The sequence below is a fragment of the Haloarchaeobius lipolyticus genome, from assembly GCF_051208015.1.
Lineage (GTDB): Archaea > Halobacteriota > Halobacteria > Halobacteriales > Natrialbaceae > Haloarchaeobius.
In genome coordinates, this window is the sequence record NZ_JBPKGF010000003.1 from 256,618 (window position 1) to 273,606 (window position 16,989).

The 16,989-nt window shown below is 65.8% G+C and carries 15 protein-coding genes and 1 tRNA gene; 8 read left to right on the top strand and 8 right to left on the bottom strand.

Annotation, left to right across the window (positions count from 1 at the left end):
- Window positions 1-18: 18 nt before the first annotated feature.
- Window positions 19-1,125: an NAD(P)/FAD-dependent oxidoreductase gene (locus ACSC1Y_RS11115; protein WP_435334913.1), complete on the bottom strand. Its 1,107-nt coding sequence runs from the start codon at window positions 1,123-1,125 to the stop codon at window positions 19-21.
- A 127-nt stretch (window positions 1,126-1,252) separates the two neighbouring features.
- On the opposite strand from ACSC1Y_RS11115, the gene ACSC1Y_RS11120 reads away from it, so the two are divergent.
- Together ACSC1Y_RS11120 and ACSC1Y_RS11125 are read left to right on the top strand one after the other, a co-directional pair.
- Window positions 1,253-2,014 (top strand): IclR family transcriptional regulator, encoded by a 762-nt coding sequence (locus ACSC1Y_RS11120; protein ID WP_435334914.1) that lies wholly within the window; start codon window positions 1,253-1,255, stop codon window positions 2,012-2,014.
- A gap of 192 nt (window positions 2,015-2,206) precedes the next feature.
- Window positions 2,207-3,523, top strand: a complete 1,317-nt coding sequence (locus ACSC1Y_RS11125; RefSeq protein WP_435334915.1) for a class-III pyridoxal-phosphate-dependent aminotransferase — start codon at window positions 2,207-2,209, stop codon at window positions 3,521-3,523.
- 1,303 nt (window positions 3,524-4,826) lie between these two features.
- On the opposite strand, the gene ACSC1Y_RS11130 is transcribed toward ACSC1Y_RS11125, so the two are convergent.
- From ACSC1Y_RS11130 to ACSC1Y_RS11155, 6 genes are all read right to left on the bottom strand, one after another.
- Window positions 4,827-4,899, bottom strand: a tRNA-Arg gene (locus ACSC1Y_RS11130).
- Window positions 4,900-4,951: 52 nt separating this feature from the next.
- Window positions 4,952-6,370: an MATE family efflux transporter gene (locus ACSC1Y_RS11135; protein WP_435335160.1), complete on the bottom strand. Its 1,419-nt coding sequence runs from the start codon at window positions 6,368-6,370 to the stop codon at window positions 4,952-4,954.
- Between the two features lie 170 nt (window positions 6,371-6,540).
- Window positions 6,541-7,119: a 2Fe-2S iron-sulfur cluster-binding protein gene (locus ACSC1Y_RS11140; RefSeq protein WP_435334916.1), complete on the bottom strand. Its 579-nt coding sequence runs from the start codon at window positions 7,117-7,119 to the stop codon at window positions 6,541-6,543.
- A gap of 143 nt (window positions 7,120-7,262) precedes the next feature.
- Window positions 7,263-7,667, bottom strand: coding sequence for a hypothetical protein (locus ACSC1Y_RS11145; RefSeq protein ID WP_435334917.1), 405 nt, complete (start codon window positions 7,665-7,667; stop codon window positions 7,263-7,265).
- An 83-nt stretch (window positions 7,668-7,750) separates the two neighbouring features.
- Window positions 7,751-8,653 carry a phosphogluconate dehydrogenase (NAD(+)-dependent, decarboxylating) gene (gnd, locus tag ACSC1Y_RS11150; protein ID WP_435334918.1) on the bottom strand — a complete coding sequence of 301 codons (903 nt, stop codon included), beginning with the start codon at window positions 8,651-8,653 and terminating at the stop codon, window positions 7,751-7,753.
- Window positions 8,654-8,793: 140 nt separating this feature from the next.
- On the bottom strand, window positions 8,794-8,970 hold the full coding sequence (locus ACSC1Y_RS11155; RefSeq protein ID WP_435334919.1) for a hypothetical protein: 177 nt from the start codon (window positions 8,968-8,970) through the stop codon (window positions 8,794-8,796).
- Between the two features lie 221 nt (window positions 8,971-9,191).
- On the opposite strand from ACSC1Y_RS11155, the gene ACSC1Y_RS11160 reads away from it, so the two are divergent.
- The 4 genes from ACSC1Y_RS11160 (at window position 9,192) to ACSC1Y_RS11175 (ending at window position 13,587) form a co-directional block, all read left to right on the top strand.
- A complete protein-coding gene (locus ACSC1Y_RS11160; RefSeq protein WP_435334920.1) occupies window positions 9,192-11,402 on the top strand; it encodes a CocE/NonD family hydrolase in 2,211 nt (736 codons plus the stop codon).
- 98 nt (window positions 11,403-11,500) lie between these two features.
- Window positions 11,501-11,938, top strand: coding sequence for a PaaI family thioesterase (locus tag ACSC1Y_RS11165; RefSeq protein ID WP_435334921.1), 438 nt, complete (start codon window positions 11,501-11,503; stop codon window positions 11,936-11,938).
- 71 nt (window positions 11,939-12,009) lie between these two features.
- Window positions 12,010-13,131, top strand: a complete 1,122-nt coding sequence (locus ACSC1Y_RS11170; protein ID WP_435334922.1) for a hypothetical protein — start codon at window positions 12,010-12,012, stop codon at window positions 13,129-13,131.
- 105 nt (window positions 13,132-13,236) lie between these two features.
- Window positions 13,237-13,587, top strand: coding sequence for a DUF6199 family natural product biosynthesis protein (locus tag ACSC1Y_RS11175; RefSeq protein WP_435334923.1), 351 nt, complete (start codon window positions 13,237-13,239; stop codon window positions 13,585-13,587).
- Between the two features lie 27 nt (window positions 13,588-13,614).
- Here ACSC1Y_RS11175 and kynU read toward each other — a convergent pair whose 3' ends face one another.
- The gene (gene kynU, locus ACSC1Y_RS11180; protein WP_435334924.1) at window positions 13,615-14,913 is read right to left on the bottom strand and encodes a kynureninase; all 1,299 of its coding nucleotides are present in this window, start codon (window positions 14,911-14,913) and stop codon (window positions 13,615-13,617) included.
- A 122-nt stretch (window positions 14,914-15,035) separates the two neighbouring features.
- Between kynU and ACSC1Y_RS11185 the strand changes: the two genes are divergently transcribed.
- Both ACSC1Y_RS11185 and ACSC1Y_RS11190 read left to right on the top strand, forming a co-directional pair.
- The gene (locus tag ACSC1Y_RS11185) at window positions 15,036-15,983 is read left to right on the top strand and encodes an alpha/beta hydrolase (protein WP_435334925.1); all 948 of its coding nucleotides are present in this window, start codon (window positions 15,036-15,038) and stop codon (window positions 15,981-15,983) included.
- A gap of 27 nt (window positions 15,984-16,010) precedes the next feature.
- Window positions 16,011-16,973 carry a calcium/sodium antiporter gene (locus ACSC1Y_RS11190; RefSeq protein ID WP_435334926.1) on the top strand — a complete coding sequence of 321 codons (963 nt, stop codon included), beginning with the start codon at window positions 16,011-16,013 and terminating at the stop codon, window positions 16,971-16,973.
- Window positions 16,974-16,989 lie beyond the last annotated feature (16 nt).

Genomic DNA, 16,989 nt, shown 5'->3' on the forward strand with positions numbered 1-16,989 from the left:
CCGACTGCTTCGTGGCGGTCAGGAGAACCGTGCGGGTGAGAGATACGCCTCCAGCTCGCGGTCCACGTCTTTCCCTTCGATGACGCCGGCGAGATACTCACCGAGCGCTGGTGCGAGGGTGACTCCCAGCCCGTTCATCCCGGCCGCGACGAAGAAATCGTCGACGGCGGTCTCCCCGACGATGGGGACGCCGTCCGGGGTGAGCGTCCGGACGCCGACCCACTCGTTGGCGAGTTCGACACCGTCGAGTCGCGGAACGGCTGCCTGGATACGGTCGTCGATCTCGAGGTAGAACTCGTGCGGAATCGAGCGGGCGCCCCTCGGGTCCAGCAGTTCTGCCTCCTCGTAGCTGGCACCGAAGTTCCCGGCGAACGCCTGGGTCTGCCCCTCGCCGCGGAAGTAGATGCCGTCACCGAACTGGATGAACGGGAGCGTGAACGCCTCGTCCTTCTGTAACACGACGACGGGACCCCGGTTGTGACGGAACGGGTGGGAGACGCCGGCCTTCTCGTCAACCGCGGGAGCCCACGGGCCGGCCGCGTTGACCACGGCAGCCGCCGACTGGGTCCCCAGTGCAGTCTCGACGCCCGTCACGCGGCCGTCGCTCGTGCGGATGTCGGTGACCGGAGTCTGGGTCTCGACGGTGACGCCAGCTGCGGTCGCCTCGCCGATGTAGTACTGGATGATCTCGTAGGGGTCGAGATAGCCGTCTTCGGGTGTGGCCATGGCGCCGGCGACGGCGTCGGGGTCGAGTCCGTACTCTGCGAGGGTTTCCGATTCGAGGAACCTGGCCTCCGTACCGAACGATTCCAGCGTCCGTGTCAGCGCACGAAGCGAATCGACCTCGTCGTCGGTCCTGGCGACGTCGAGCGTCCCGATCTGCTCGAAACTGAGGGTCCCGTCCTGTACCAGCGGCTCGTAGTGTTCCCACGACCGCGACCTGAGCCGGTGACTGGTCCGGTCCGGCGTCGACTGGTGCCAGACGAAAAGCGCGACCGAGTCCGCCGACGTACCGGACCCCAGCGCGTCGCTCTCGTACAACACCACGGGCCGGCCGTGATCGCGAAGGTGATAGGCGAGACTGGCACCGGTGATGCCGCCGCCAACGATAACTATCGGGTCCATCGTTCACCCGGTATTCCTCACTTTATAAAAATGTTCGGGCGCCCCTTCGTCGAGGTGTTGGGCGGCCGAGAGCAATCTCGTTTGCCGATGCCAAACAATTATGCTGTTCCTCGTGGAGGGGCCCTATATGGGACGAAGGAACGACGAACCACGCTCGATCGAATCGGTCCGAACGTCGTTCGCCATCGTGGACGAACTCATCGACCGACGGGGGGCCGGTGTCACCGAAGTAGCGAAGGCGCTCGACTGTTCGAAGACCACGGTACACACGCACCTCTCGACGCTCTCTCGGCTCGGTTATGTAACCCGCGATGGGAACGAGTACAGCGCCAGCCTCGGGTTCCTCGCGACCGGAAATCGTATCCGAGAAGGGTTCGACCTCTACCGGTACGGCGTCTCGATCGCCAACTCGCTCGCGGAATCGACTGGTGAAGTCGTTCACCTCGCCGTCGAAGAGGACCAACAGGTCCACTTCGTACACGTCGCCCGTGGTGGACCGGAGGCGATCGAATCCGTGACCCCGAGCGGGCGGACGGCGGAGCTTCATGCAACCGCGGTCGGAAAGGCGATGCTCGCGGACATGTCCGAGGAACGTCGCGAGTCAGTGCTCGCCGGCGACCTGGAATCGATTACCGAACGGACGAAAACCGACCCGGAACTGCTCCGGGAGGAGCTGGACCGCGTTCGCGAGCAGGGATACGCCGTGAACGACCAGGAACAGGTGCTGGGTGCTCGGTCGGTCGCGTGTGCGGTGAAGTACGTCTCCGGTGACCTCATGGGTGCCATCGTCGTGAGTGGGCACGCATCCCGACTCGACGACGACCGAATCGAGGAGCTGGCGTCGAGTGTGAAGGGTGCAGCGAACCAGATCGAGATCGGGCAGGGATGATGACAGCCCAGCTGTAGAACCGGCGGTTCCGGCTGTTTGGCGATGAGTAACGGAGGCCTCTGTCGCGGACGAGTCGCGGTGTCGTTCGCACGGTTACCAGCTGGGAGCACGGATCCACTCTTCCGGTCCACCTGCGTTGACAGGTGTCTATCACAGAAGATTTATGTTGCGGGTCTCTGGACCGCTTGGTGTATGCAGCGTGAGACCGCTGAGCCACGAGTCGAGCAGTTACCCGGCCCCAACGCGAGTCAGTGGGTCGAGTTCCACCGCCAGTCGTCCGCACCGAGCACGTACGTCTACGACTTCGTCTGGGACATCACCGAGGACGCCATCGGCCCATTCTGTACCGACGCCGACGGGAACGTCCTCCTCGACTTCACGAGCCACGTCGCCGCCGCACCGCTCGGGTACAACAACCCGGCGCTCATGGAGAAACTCCGGGCGTTCGACCTCGTCGACCCGCTGAAGATCGCGGGACAGGACTTCTACGTGAGTACCGGTGGTGCTCCCGAGGAGACCGAGATGCCCGGGCCTGCCCATCTGATGGACACGCTCGTCGACGTCTCGGACCAGTACGGCATGGATACCGTCTTCCTCTCGAACTCGGGTGCAGAGGCGGTCGAGAACGCGATGAAGATCTGCTACGACAACTGTGACGTTCCGAAGTACGCCGTCACGTTCGAGGGGGCGTTCCACGGGCGGACCCTCGGCGCACTCTCTCTGAACCGGTCGAAGTCGGTCCACCGGCGAAAGTTCCCCGAACTCAGCGGCGTCGTCGACGTCCCGTATTCGATGGAGGGAATCGAGCGCCTCCGGGAGAAGCTCGACCCCGAGCGGGGCCACGTCCCACCAGAACAGGTCGCCTTCGTCATCCTGGAGCCCGTTCAGGGTGAGGGCGGCTATCAGGTCCCCAGCCAGGAGTTCATGCGCGAACTGGACCAGCTGTGTTCCGAACATGACATCCCCCTCATCGCCGACGAGATACAGTCCGGCGTCGGGCGAACGGGAGAGATGTGGGCGGTCGACCACTTCGAGCTCGAGCCGGACGTCATCACGAGCGCCAAAGCTCTCCGCGTGGGTGCGACGATTTCGAGCATGGACGTCTTCCCCGAGGAGAAGAGCCGGCTGTCGTCGACGTGGGGCGCCGGAGACATCCTCTCCTCGCTCCAGGGGACGCTGACGCTCGCGACCATTCAGGAGCAGGACCTCCTGACCCACGCCGAGGAGAAGGGCGACCGTTTGCTCGGCCAGCTTCGTGAACTGGGCGACCGCCACCAGGATGCCGTGGTCGCCGCACGTGGGCTCGGACTGATGACCGCTGTGGAGTTCGACACGAAGGAGCGACGGGACGACGTCGTCGATGCCGCCCTCGAGCGGGGGCTGCTGACGCTCGGCTGTGGACAGAAGACGCTCCGCCTCCTGCCGCCGCTGGACGTCCGCGACCGCGAGCTCGACATCGCCGTCGATCTCCTCGACGAGGCCGTCGGCGCGACCGAATCCGCGAACTGATTCGCCCGTCGATAGCGACGGCATCTCCCGAAGACGACGCTGTGTTTCTCCGGTCCCGAATCGTCGACTCCCAGAGTTCCACCTGGGGAGAGACGCATCCCTGCCCCTGTCTCTAGAGAGCCAATCTCTGACCCGGGGGAATCGACATCTCTGGGACCGAGGTCTCGAGGGCGAGCGTCGAGACGGGCGGTCCACCGTCCGGCTAGCTGTTTGCCCATGCCAAACGACCTGTGGGGCCGTCCATGGTCGGCGGCTCCAGGCAGTAGGCCGAGTGACCGTCCCGACGGCGGCGCCGCTGTGTGCCGAATCCCACCGGGATATTACACCGCTATCCCTGTAACACCCCTGTTCCATCATCGGCTCTTCCTGGAGGAAGCCCCGAATCCCATACCCAGCTCGCGCGCAGACGACGTCGACGGTAGACGAGGAAAGTGAGAAACCGATGGGAAAGCATCAGAAATGTGGCGTATGTTGTATAAGAAAACCAAATGCTTTGATGGCTGAGGTCGGTAGATACTGTGTAGCAGATGTATTGTGGAGGATTCTAAAATATATACAATATTGATTTGCCCGCTCACATATGCCGGTATCAGTAAGTGTCGAGAACCGGCTCGCTACCGGAAAATACGCGATAAACCAGCGGCCCATCAAACAACCACACTCGATCCGGTTCTGGCACCAGTTATCGAACTAAATTGCATATATTATCCGAAAAATAGAGCTATATGTGGAAATATTGGGGACTCTCCCTCTAATCTCTAACTGGCAGTCGATTTAGAAGAGCTCAGGGAAAAGAGTCAGAATTGTTTATATCTTACAATTCTGTGTGCAGTGTCTCTCGAGCTTGCAAAATCTTTGGTGTTGTCTTCTCAGAATAATTTATGTATACGTACCATATCTATGATGCTATATTCCTACTACGCTGGTTTCCCTGTGCCCGCAGTATCGTCTATCCCCTCCGTCACGTGAAAGTCGCTTCTCGCTACCATGAGATGGAGAGAGGCCAAGCATTTCCAGGGAGAACCGGCCCCGTTCAAATTTCACAGCAAACCGGACCCGACGGGACTTCCGCGAACACGGTGAGCGGAAGGTCGTGGGGGGAGCGGTCGAGCGAAGCGAAGGAGCGGACCCGACGGGACTCCCGCGAACGCGGTGAGCGGGAGGTCGTTGGGGGAGGGAGGACGACTGTAAGGAGTCCGAACGGACCCGACGGGATTTGAACCTCACTCGCTCCACTGCGTTCCGCTCGCTGATTCAAATCCCGCGGATTACGTTTTCACTGCTCACGTTGTTCGCAGGAAAACGGACCCGACGGGATTTGAACCCGCGACATCTTGGTCCGGAACCAAGCACTCTGTCCACTGAGCTACGGGCCCTCAGTCACCTGTAGTGAACCGGCCGACATAACGGTTGTGAACCCGCAGTGGCTCACTCGTCGTCCGACCCACCGTCTGCGACCGACGCGGCTGGTCCAGCGACCTCCTCCTCGATGACGGCCTGCTTCCAGGTTCCACGCGTGAACCACAGGCCGGCTGCGACGGCGCCGACGACGTTCCCCATCGCCATCCCGTACCAGAAGCCGGTGGGGCCGAGACCGAGGCCCGCGACGCCGAGCAGTGGGACGGGATCGAACGCGAGGTAGGAGACGGTCGCCACGCGGCCGACCCAGAGCGTCACGAGCGAGAACGCGAGTGCCGTCTTGGTGTTGCCGGCACCGCGGTAGGCGCCGAGGATGACCTGCAGGACGCCGATGAAGGCGAACTCGACAGTGCGGATGCGGATGTACTCCGCGCCGTGGCGGATGGTCTCTGCGGCGTCCGCGATGTCGTTGCTGATGAAGGCGTCGACGAGCACGTGCGGGAAGAGGAAGACGATGACGGCGACGGCCAGCAGGGTACCGGCGCTGACCTTCGCGGCGAGCCAGACGGCGCGTTCGGCTCGGTCGGACTTCCCGGCGCCGAGGTTCTGGCCGACCATGGTGTTCGTCGCCCGGCCCAGCCCCATCGCGGGCAGGAAGATGAGCGAGGCGATGCGGTTACCGAGGCCGTAGGCGGCGACGACGGGCGGGGCGAACTGGACGATCATCGCCGTCAGCGTGACCATGGCGAACGCGCTGGCGGACTGTTCGAGCGCGCTCGGGACGCCGATCTCGACGATGTCGCGGATGACGCCGAGGTCGGGTGCGAGATGGTGCAACTGCACGTCGGGGCCGGCGTCGGTCATGAACAGGACGTACATCCCGAGGACCGTCCCGAGGCCGCGGGAAGCAACCGTCGCGATGGCCGCGCCGGTGATACCGAGCTCGGGGATGTATCCGGGCACGCCGAAGATGAGAAGCGGGTCGATGACGACGTTGACGGCGACGCTCACCAGCATCACCCGCATCGGTATCTTCGTGTCGCCGTAGCCGCGCATGAGCGCCGAGAAGACGAAGAAGCCGAACATGAAGACGATGCCGAGGAAGAACACCTCCATGTAGTCCGCGGCGAGCGGGATGACCGCCTCCTTCGTCTCGCCCTGGCTCGGGAGGAGCGCGAGCATGTCTTCGGTGAAGACGTAGCCGACGAGTCCGAGCCCGACTGCGAGGATTGAGACGAACGAGATGGTCTGGCCGGCGACCCGTCCCGCCGACCCCTCGCTCTTCGCGCCGGTGTACTGTGCGGTGAGGATGGCACCGGCGGCGGTGAACCCACCGGCGAGCGAGATGAGCAGGAAGATGAGCGGGAACCCGAGGCTGATGGCGGCCAGTGCGTCGGTGTCGTACTGGCCGAGCCAGAAGGTATCGGCGATGTTGTAGGTGACCTGCAGCAGCTGGAGGGCGACGATGGGCCACGCGAGCCGGAACATCGGGCGCGCGAGACTGCCCTCCGTGATGCTGCCGGCGGGCGTGGAACTCACTGTACTTCGAAACGAAACAGTTGCGCTTCAATGTGTTGCATCGCGACGGGCGCGTTCTGCACGCGGAGCAGTAGCTCGAACGGTGGTGAGAATCGAAGAACTGCGTCGGGGGAATCCGTCTACGGCGTCTCGTTCGTCTCCAGCGTGAAGCTGGCCTTGGGGTAGGCGACGCAGGTCAGCACGTAGCCATCTTCCAGTTCGGGGTCGTCGAGCATCTCCTGGTTGTCGTGGACGACGAAGTCCCGGGAGTCGCCGCCTTCGACGTGTCCGGCACAGGAGACACACTGGCCCTGTCGGCAGGCGTAGGGCAGGTCCCAGCCCTCGTCCTCGCCGGCTTCAAGCAGGGTCTCGTTGTTCGCGACCTCGATGGTCGAACCCTCCTTCTTGTACTCGATCTCGAAGTACTCGACCTCGTCCTCGGGGATGTCGGCCGGGCTCGACGAGTCTTCCGCCTCTTCACCTTCCTCCAGTTCGCCGCCGGCTTCACCGCCTGCGACGGCCCCCGCGGCGCCGCCGCCGCCGATGGCGCGGTTCATGGGTTCGGGGAAGTCCGTCTCGGGAACGGTCTTCGCACGCCGTTCGAGGAGCTCTTGCGAGATGTCCTCGGTCGGGGTCCAGGCGGTCCCCCGAATGAAGTGCATGACGACGGCGATGACCGTCAGGGAAAGCCCGACAGCCAGTCCCAGTTCGTTAACCATGTGTGCGCAGATTTGGAGTACGGGTTTAACTTTGTTGTGATTAGGAGCGGCCGCTCGCCACCGGAGTCCGTCACTCTGGGGCCGCGTGTGACCGCCGACGGGTCGGTACGAGAACGTCGTCGTTCCGAAGCGTAACCCACGCCTCACTCGGAACGGTCGTGACCGAACCGGAGACAGTAGGCGTCGAGCAGTTCCTCCAGCAAGAGCGCGTCACGCGAACTGGCGTTGTAGTGGTGGTCGATGAAGTCCTCTGCGTCCTGTACCTTGCCGCGGAGGACGAACCGGCGGACGGTCGCGACCGACTCGAAGAACGGGAGTCCGGACTCCGGTCCTTCGGCGGGCTCGATGAGCTGGTCCTTCTGGAAGACGTCGGCTTTGATGTCCTCGAAGTCGACGGTCGACGGGACGTAGTCGTCGGAGAGCTGTTCGAGGATGAACTCGCTGGCGAAGCGGTAGAACTCAGACTTGCTCTCGAAGACGCCCTCCTCGACGAGGGACTCTATCTCGTCGACGGTCGATTCCGAGAATCGGACCGTGCTCTTTACCATATCCTCACAAGACAGGGCACGGGGTCATAAATCTTGTAAGCCATTGACTAGAAAATTCCTCGATAGGTAATGCGTCGTGACACCTACTCCTCGCGAGCGACCTCGTGCCGACCGAACCCGTACCGGAGCCGGTTGGCGAGGCGACGGGAGAAGCGACCGCCTTCGGGGGCACGAGAGCCGAACCGTTCCGCGAGCGACTGGTAGATGAGCGGGACCGGAATCTCCTGTTCGAGCGCCTCCTGTACCGTCCAGGTGCCCGTCGAGCCACCCGAGACGTGGTCGGCGACGTCGCCCAGATCGTTGCCCTCCTCCCGGAACGCCTCCTCGCACAGCTCGAGGAGCCACGAGCGGATGACGGCACCGTTGTTCCAGGTGCGAGAGACGGCTTCGAGGTCGAGGTCGTACCGGCCGTTGGCGAGCAGTTCGAAGCCCTCGCCGTAGGCCTGCATCAGCACGTACTCGACGCCGTTGTGGACCATCTTCACGTAGTGCCCCGACCCTGCCGGACCCATGCGGTCGTGACCGTCGGGGCCGGTCGCCACGGCGTCGAAGACCGGCGTCAGCTCGTCGTACGCCCACTGCGGGCCGCCGATCATGAGCGAGAAGCCGAGCTCTGCACCGGCGGGACCGCCGGAGGTTCCGCAGTCGAGGTAGGCCGCGGCGGTCGACTCGGCGCGGCGGACGGAGTCCTCGAAGTGGGAGTTCCCGCCGTCGACGACGATGTCGTCCTCGTCGAGCAGCGGCTCGAGGTCGTCGAGCGCGGCGTCGACCGGTTCGCCGGCCGGGACCATCAGCCAGATGCGCTTGTCGTCGCCGAGCTGGTTCGCGAGATCGCGGACCGACTCCGCGGGCGTCGCGCCCGCGTCGGCGGCCGCATCGACGGCGTCCTCGTCGAGGTCGAACGCGACCACGTCGTGTCCCGCCTCGAGCGTCCTGTCTACCACGATTCGGCCCATGCGGCCGAGACCGATTACGCCCAGTTGCATGGCTCTGGCTGTGCGAGCCGGGTACGTAGGGGTTGTGATTGACGTCGCAGAAATGAGCCACTGGGTGGGGTGACAGCCGCTGTCGTCCGGGTTACCGAACGCGTGTCCGTGTCGAGACCGGCGGGCAACTGCTGGTCATCTCAGGCGGCCTCCTCGATGGAGACCGCGTTGTTGGCCTGTATCCAGGCCGCCGAGCACTGCTCGTCGAACAGGAGTACCTCGTCGGTGCTGAGCGTGATTGCGACGTACCGGGCGATGTCGACCGCGTCGACGCCCAGCGTGCTGTACTCGTCCTGCCGTTCGGTGTCTGCTGGCATGGTGAATCTCTGGTCTCGGGCGTTCGGGTTACTATACACCATCTACTTTCGCCCCCACAGTGATAAGTGTTATCATGTAACACTTTCTCTACTGGTGGCTCGTCCCGGCCACCCGCAGTCCGAACCCCACGAGAGAACGAACCGCGGGACCGTCCTCGGTTTTCTCGGAACCGAGCACGAGTCCCCCGAACGTTTACAGCCAGTGGTGAGTTACGTTGACGATGGCCATGAGAAATAGCGCGAGCGGGGCGGACGACTCCGACAACAACGAGTGGACCCGACGACGGCTCCTCAGGAACGGCGGTTTCGCGGGACTCGGTCTCCTCGTCGGGACGGGGACCGCTGGCAGTGCGACAGCGAGCGCGGGAACAGCGGGGTCGTCCGCCGGCGAGGAGTACGGCTACCGGACCACCACAGGCGTCACCGAACCACGGTACCAGAAGGGTACTCCCACCGAACACTACGTCGAGACCGAATACACAATCGACGGAGCGAGCGAGTCACCGACCATCTACGGGCAGGTAATCAGACCGGTAGACGAGAACGGCGACCCCGTGAAGGACGTCCCCGTCATCCTGACCTACTCGCCCTACAACGACGTCCGCTGTCCACAGGGCGAGGCCTGCGCCGCCGCGAACGACGGCGTCGCCGACTTCTTCGTCCCGCGAGGGTACGCCCGGGCGACCTTCGACGTGGTCGGCACGCGCAACTCGGACGGCTGCTACGACTACGGGGGCCACCGGGAGCGAAAGACCGGCGCACAGCTGGTCGACTACCTCGGCTCTCGCGACTGGTCGAACGGGAAGGTCGGCATGATCGGCGGCTCCTACGACGGAACGACCCAGCTCGCCGCCGCCATCGAGGACCCCGAGCACCTCGAAGCCATCGTCCCGCAGGTCGCCATCGACCGGTGGTACGATTACGCCTTCGGCGGGGGAATCCGGTACTTCCTCAACAACGAGTATCCGACCGACGAGGGCTTCGACACGCCGTTCGCCTTCGACTTCGGCTTCGGCCTGCTCCCGCCGATGAACGTCGACGAGCCGTGGCAGTACATCGACGACCTCGACGACCGGTTCCGTCCGTGTGATGCGGTCGAACACACCGAACGCGCCTACGAGTACGACCCGGTGTACGACGGATTCTGGGAGGAGCGTGACTATCGACGGGCCGCGGCCGGGGTATCGGCGGCGGTCCTCGTCGAGGGTGGCTGGCTCGACCACAACGTCAAACACTGGGACTCGACGCGGTTCTACGAGGCGCTCCCCGACGACCACCCGAAGAAGCTCGTCATGGGCCAGTGGAACCACCAGGCCAGCGGCTTCGCGGACGCACAGGCCATCCGTCACGCCTGGTTCGACCACTGGTTGCTGGGGCTCGACACCGGCGTGATGGACCTGCCCGCCGTCGACACCCAGACGAGCACCGGCGAGCGCGTCCAGTACGCAGACTGGCCGCCGGCGGGTACCGAGGAGAAGACGTGGGTGCTCGTGGGGTCGGCGAACGCGGCAGGTGAGGGTTCCGGCGACTCACGCGAACTCGTTCTCCAGGGAACCACGGACCCGTCCTACACCGACACCGAACCCCCGCTGACCGAAGAGGAGATGTTCGCCACGGCCGGCTCGGGTCCGAACCACCTCGAGTTCCTCTCCGAGCCGGTCGACGACCCGGTCCGGATCACCGGCAGTCCGCTGCTCTCGCTGGTCGCCACCTCGACCGAGGCCTCGACGCACTACACCCCCGTCATCTTCGACGAGGCCCCCGACGGGAGCCGCGAGGTAGTCACCCGCGGCTTCCTGAACGCCCGGAACCGAAACGGACTCGACGTCTCCGAGCCGGTCCCAACGGCTCGGGAGTACACCGCTCCCGTCGACTGCTGGGACGTCGACTGGCTGCTTCCCGCCGGCCACCGTCTCGGCATCGTCGTCGCCTCCGACAACCGCGACTGGGCGCTGAACGACCCGGACGGCCACAGCACGAACACGCTGGTACTGGGTGATGATGGCGCCGGGTCGACCCTCACGCTCCCGACCGGTCCGACCACGCTCGACGTCTCGGGAACCCGGCGCGACGATGGCTCGGTCTTCACCGGCGGACAGACCGACCACGTCCAACTCACCGCCGAGGCCAACCAGCCGGTCGCGCTGCGGGACCGCGTCCCCTCCGAGTGGACGGTCCTCACCGACCTGAGCGACGACGTGGAACGGGTCGAGCAGCCGACGGCGGGTGGATCGCAGTTCGTCTACTTCGGCGTAGACCCGGCGACCGAGCAGTCGGTCGAGTACTTCGTCGAGGCTCCCTCCGGGACCGAGCGGACTGGGGACTACGATTTCGGCCCCGCCGAGGCGATTCGAACCGTGGACTCCAGCTGGGTCGCGGTCCCGGAGACCGACGACCAGAACACCGTGGTCGGCGAGGACACGAACACGTAGGGTGACTCGAACGCCGGCCGACCACCCTCGGTACACACGATTCCCCCGTTCCCGACGGTTGCCAAAGCGGTATCACTCCTCCCGTCGAACCCCGGTCCATGAGCCTCGAGCAGATATTCGACGCGATGCCTTACGCCGAACACCTCGGCATGGAGCTCACGGATGCCACCGACGGCTATGCCCGGGGTACGCTCGAACTCGAACCGCATCACTCGTCCGTCCCCGGCCGGCTCGTCGCCCACGGCGGCGTCGTCCACTCGTTCGCGGACCACGTCGGCGGTGCGGCCGTCATCTCGCTCAACCACCGGCCGACGCCCACCATCGACATCCGCATCGACCACCTCGCGCCCGCGACCGAGGACCTCGTCGCCGAGGGCGAGGTCGTCCGGAACGGCGGACAGGTCGCCACCGTCGACGTGACCATCGAGAACGTCTCCGGGAAACGCGTCGCGACTGCCCGTGGCGTCTACAAGACCGGCGGCGGCGAGGACGGGTCGGCCTGGATGGGTGGCGGCGAGGAGTTCCCGACGGAGTAAGCCGTAACGGACGGTCAGTCCCCGTCACATCGGGCGTCAGAACTTTACTGGTTTGTGGAATCTCTGCGGACATGAAACGGCGCGAGGTGCTTGGTGCACTGGGAACGGTGGGTGCAGGGGGCTGTCTCCGACTAGAGGGTGATTCTTCGGAGACGGCCGACGAGCCTGATGACGCCAGCCCGTCCAACACGACTGGAACCGCGCAGGCGGCGGCCGACGAGCGGACCACGCAAGAGTCGGCCCAGGACACCGAGGAGCTCCCCCTCGGGATGGACCAGGACGGTGTCTCTCCGCTACTGGCTGACGCGCATCGAAGCGCGGCTGCAACGACGACCTATCATCTCGAGACGACACTCGAGAAGGTCGGAGAGGGGACTGCCCACTGGATTACCGTGGACAAGGCCGACGGAACCGCGCTGCTCGGTCGGGAGGGAATCATCGAGAAGTACCTGACTGAATCCCGCTCGACGTGGCGCGGTGACCACCGTGGAGACTGGACGTACGGCGACGTAGAACCGCCGTGGCGGGACGGCCTCCCGATGGAGTGGCTGGCTCAGCGGTACCAGTTGAAACAGCTCATCGCCGGCGCCGCCTTCGATGCTCCCTCACGGACGGAGACAGCCGGAGAGACACTGTTCACCGCCAGTGCGAGCGAAGTCGCAGACGAGGCGCCGCTGCTGGAACTGTACGACTGGACGATGCCCGAGGAGGTCGCCGCGGTCTCCGTCGAGATCACGGCGGATGCCGACGGGCTCGTCCGGGAGTGTCGGGCCGAGACGAAACTGGTCTCTGGAGACGACCTGCGCGTGATGGACCACCGGTTCGCGTTCACCGACGTCGGAAGCACCGAGGTCGTCGAGCCCTCGTGGCTCGGGACGGCACGAGAGAAGGCGGCGCGCATCGACTCCCGCGTCGAAGACGATTTCTTCGTTCTCGAACACGCGGGCGGCAACGACGTCGTCGCCGACAGCGTCCTCAAGCTCGGCTCCTCACAGTACTACGGCGACGTGCCCCTGTCGGCCCCACTCCGCGCGGGCCAGTCGCTCTGGGCCTGGCGGGAGGGGAACGAGATATCGGCTACTGTCGGCCGCCCCGACCAGGCATCACCCGATTACCTCTTGCCGGAGACGAACGTCCACCTCACCTACGTCTCTGCGGATTACGCCGCGACGTCGATAGAACATCTCGACTGACCACCCCGTCCACCCTCCGGTGCGGTCGTGTCGGACCGGTGGCGAGGCCCCCGCCGGCCGTGCCGGTTGGACGAAGCTTTTGCCTGTGGAGGCCGTAGCCGGAATATGCTCAGTTCCCCGAAGGTTCGAAAGCTCGTCGCCGGCGCGACCGCCGCGTACGGTCTGTTCAGTCTCCTGCTCCCCCGGCAGGTCGCGAAACTCACCCAGCGGCTGCTTCTCGGTCCGACCTACGAGAACACGAAGGAGCTCGAACCCCGCGACTGGTACCTCGAATCGACGCGCGCCTCCGGTCTCGGGATGCTCGTCGGTGGCCTGTTCGGCTACATCCTCGCAGACCGCGCAGGCGACACGGCCGCTGCCGAGGCCGAGGACGATGGTCCCGTGACGGTCGACCTCGACGAGGCTGCAGAGAAGAGCGAATCGGACGACGAGAGCGTCGACATCGACGTCGTTTGAGACCGAAGTCCTTCGGTTCCCCAAGTATCACGTAACCCCGCCGCTCTGGCGGTCGAACTCCGTGAACACCTCGTTCTCCGCGATGTCCCGCAGGTCCTCGACGACGGTCCAGACCGTCTCGAAGCCGACGTAGTACGGCGACGGTGCGACCCGGACCACGTTCGGCGGCCGGTAGTCGACGACGATCCCCCGGTCCTTGAGCGCCTCACTGATGCGGTACGCTTCGGGATGTTCGAGGGCGACGTGGCCGCCCCGTCGGTCCGGGTTTCGCGGCGTCCCGACCGAGTAGCCGAGGTCGGCGAGCCGTTCGTCGGCGAGCGCGACGAGGTACTCCGTCAGCGCGACGGACTTCTCCCGGAGCGCCTCGATGCCGGCCGCGTGAGTCACGTCGAGCGCTCCGTCGAGCGGCGCGGCAGAGAGCACCGGAACCGTCCCGATCTGGAACCGGCCGGCGTCGTCCGCCGGTGTGAACTCGTGGCGCATCTCGAACTGGGTCGCCTTGTCGTGTCCCCACCAGCCCGCGAGCGCGGGGTCGATGTCGAAGTGGCGTTCGTTCACGTACAGGCCGGCGAGTGCCCCGGGACCCCCGTTGAGGTACTTGTAGGTACACCAGACCGCGAAGTCGACGCCCCACTCGTCGAACTCGTGGGGAACCACGCCGACCGAGTGGGCTGCGTCGAAGCCGGCGAGCGCGTCGTGCTCGTGTGCGAGGTCGGTGATGGCGGGAACGTCGAGCAGCTGACCGGACCGGTAGAGCACCGTCGGCATGAACACGATGTCCACGTCGTGTGCCTCGAGTGCAGTGGCTATCTCCTCTGTCGTGACGGTCCGACCGTCCCCGCTCTCGACCGCGACCAGGTGCTCGTCAGGGTCGAGCCCGCGCTGGCGGAGCTGCGCCGCGATGGCGTAGTGGTCGGTCGGGAAGTCGAGGTCGTTGACGAGAACTGTCCCCGCGCCGTGGGCGTCCAACATCGAGCCGACGAGCGTGTGGATGTTGACCGTCGTGGAGTTGCCGACGACGACCGATTCCGCTCGCGCGCCGACGAGCGGGGCCATCCGGTCGCCCAATCGCTCGCCCATGTGGAACCAGTCGGGGTCGGCGTCGGTCCAGCCACGGATGGCGAGCTCCTTCCACTCGTCGACGACCCGGTCGAGCGCGGCCGCGGCGTCCGCCGAGCAGAGGCCCAGCGAGTTCCCGTCCATGTACCGTTCGCCCTCGGGGACGACGAAGCGCTCGCGCAGGTCGGCCAGGGGGTCGGCGGCATCGAGCTCGCGGGCGTACTCGCGGTCGGCCGGCGGAGTATCGTCGGCGGTCGGCGTGGTCATGGCTCGTGGGTCGGGTGCGGCCGTCCTACTGTTTTCGGTCGCGGTGGCTCGGTGGTCTGTCGCGCTCCCGTCCGCCCGCGCCGAACGACTCAAGAGTGCAGCGTTCCTCGATTCGATAACCCGTGTCCGACCTCGACCCCGCTCTCGACGCCGCTATCGACCCGCTTCGCGACCTGCCCGAGTGGAACGCCCTCGGCGTCGAAGCGGCTCGTCGGGTCGAAGACGAGACCTTCGGTGATGCGACGCCGCCAGACGACGGCGTGGAGACGACGGAGCGGACCGTGCCCACGGAGCGATACGACGTGCCCGTCCGGGTCTACCGCCCGCCGGAACTCGTCTCGCCCGCTCCCGCGCTCGTCTTCTCCCACGGCGGCGGCTTCGTCCTCGGGACCCTCGACTCGGCTGACGACCTCGCGCGCCGACTCGCGCTCGGGACCGACCGACTCGTCGTCTCGGTCGACTATCGACTCGCGCCGGAGCATCCGTTCCCGGCGGGACTGGACGACGTCTGCGCCGTAATCGACTGGACGTTCGAGAACGCGCCCGGACTCGAAGTCGATCCGGGGCGCGTCGGCGTCGCCGGTTCCAGCGCCGGCGGCAACCTCGCCGCAGCAGCCGCCTACCGGTTCCGGGCTCGTGACGACGTACCCGAACTCGACAGACAGGTCCTGTTCTACCCGATGCTCGACCCCGACCTTGACCGCCCGTCACACCACGCGAACGCGGACGGTCCGCTATTGACCCGGGCGGATCTCGACTGGTTCTGGGGGCTGTATCGCTCGGGACTCGACACCGGCGTCGTGGCGAATCCCGAGTTCGGACCACTCGCCGCGGCCCATCTCCGCGGCATGCCGTCGGCGGTGGTCGTAACCGCGGGATGTGACCCACTACACGACGAGGGACGAGCCTACGCTGCGATGCTCGCACGGTCGGGCGTGCCCGTCTCCGACCTCTCGTATCCGGGCATGTGCCACGGCTTCCTCTCGCTCGCCGACGCGGTTCCGGCCGCGGCCGAGGCGTGGGACGACCTGACCGCGGCCGTGGCGGGCCTCCCCGACCGCAACGAGTAACCCGCTGACGTGTCTCGTCGGAGATAGATGGTAGCCGTTCCAGACACGGCCGTCGACCTGCTCTTCGTTCTCTTCGGCGTCGCGGGCCTGTGGCTCGGTGCCGTGGTCCTCGTCGAATCCGCCGTCAGGCTGGCGCGCCGGGCAGGCATCCCACCGCTGGTCATCGGTCTCACCGTCGTCGCGTTCGGTACGTCCGCGCCCGAGTTCGTCGTGACCATCGACGCGGCCCTGACCGGGAAGACGACCGTCTCGGTCGCCAACGTCGTCGGCTCGAACGTGTTCAACCTCGCGTTCGTCCTGGGGAGCGTCGCCCTCGTCCGCGCACTCCCGGTCTCGTACGACCTCGTTCAGCGGGACGGCGTCTCGCTCCTGGCCTCGGCGGTCCTCGTCGCGGCCTTCCTCGCGGACGGGCTGCTCGACCGGGTCGAGGGAGCGGTGCTCTCCGTTGCGCTGCTCGCCTACCTGTCGCTCGTCGTGACGTTCCGGTCGGCCGCGACCGGACCGGAGTCGGCCAGGGGCGACGGGCCGCTCGAGGAGTCAGGCGAGTTCGACCTGCTGGACCCGCCGAAGCTCGTCGCGAGTCTCGCCATCGTCGTCGTCTGCGGCCACCTGCTGGTCGAGGGGGCGACAGACCTCGCCCGGACCGCGGGTGTCTCGGAGTGGGTCATCGGTGCGACCGTCGTCGCGGCGGGGACCTCGACGCCCGAACTCGCCACGTCGCTCATCGCGGCGCGGCGAGAGCAGGCTGGGCTCTCGGCGGGGAACCTCATCGGCAGCTCCGTCTTCAACCTGCTCGGCGTCCTCGGACTCGCCGGGGTCCTCCGTCCGCTCCCGGCAGGTGATTCCGCCTTCCCAGGCAGTCTCGCACTCGTGTTGCTCTGTGTCCTCGTCGCCCTGTTGCTCGGCTCCGAGGAGGAGCTCTCGCGGTGGGAGGGTGCGGTACTCATCGCCGCCGGACTGGTCAACTGGGGGGTCGGCTTCGTCACGTGATACGCGTTCGGGAGCG

Excerpts from the sequence above, each read along its gene's own strand:
- ACSC1Y_RS11115 (WP_435334913.1), bottom strand. The coding sequence starts at position 1,125 with ATGGACCCGATAGTTATCGTTGGCGGCGGCATCACCGGTGCCAGTCTC.
- ACSC1Y_RS11120 (WP_435334914.1), top strand. The coding sequence starts at position 1,253 with ATGGGACGAAGGAACGACGAACCACGCTCGATCGAATCGGTCCGAACG.
- ACSC1Y_RS11125 (WP_435334915.1), top strand. The coding sequence starts at position 2,207 with ATGCAGCGTGAGACCGCTGAGCCACGAGTCGAGCAGTTACCCGGCCCC.
- ACSC1Y_RS11135 (WP_435335160.1), bottom strand. The coding sequence starts at position 6,370 with ATGTTCCGGCTCGCGTGGCCCATCGTCGCCCTCCAGCTGCTGCAGGTC.
- ACSC1Y_RS11140 (WP_435334916.1), bottom strand. The coding sequence starts at position 7,119 with ATGGTTAACGAACTGGGACTGGCTGTCGGGCTTTCCCTGACGGTCATC.
- ACSC1Y_RS11145 (WP_435334917.1), bottom strand. The coding sequence starts at position 7,667 with ATGGTAAAGAGCACGGTCCGATTCTCGGAATCGACCGTCGACGAGATA.
- gnd (WP_435334918.1), bottom strand. The coding sequence starts at position 8,653 with ATGCAACTGGGCGTAATCGGTCTCGGCCGCATGGGCCGAATCGTGGTA.
- ACSC1Y_RS11155 (WP_435334919.1), bottom strand. The coding sequence starts at position 8,970 with ATGCCAGCAGACACCGAACGGCAGGACGAGTACAGCACGCTGGGCGTC.
- ACSC1Y_RS11160 (WP_435334920.1), top strand. The coding sequence starts at position 9,192 with ATGGCCATGAGAAATAGCGCGAGCGGGGCGGACGACTCCGACAACAAC.
- ACSC1Y_RS11165 (WP_435334921.1), top strand. The coding sequence starts at position 11,501 with ATGAGCCTCGAGCAGATATTCGACGCGATGCCTTACGCCGAACACCTC.
- ACSC1Y_RS11170 (WP_435334922.1), top strand. The coding sequence starts at position 12,010 with ATGAAACGGCGCGAGGTGCTTGGTGCACTGGGAACGGTGGGTGCAGGG.
- ACSC1Y_RS11175 (WP_435334923.1), top strand. The coding sequence starts at position 13,237 with ATGCTCAGTTCCCCGAAGGTTCGAAAGCTCGTCGCCGGCGCGACCGCC.
- kynU (WP_435334924.1), bottom strand. The coding sequence starts at position 14,913 with ATGACCACGCCGACCGCCGACGATACTCCGCCGGCCGACCGCGAGTAC.
- ACSC1Y_RS11190 (WP_435334926.1), top strand. The coding sequence starts at position 16,011 with ATGGTAGCCGTTCCAGACACGGCCGTCGACCTGCTCTTCGTTCTCTTC.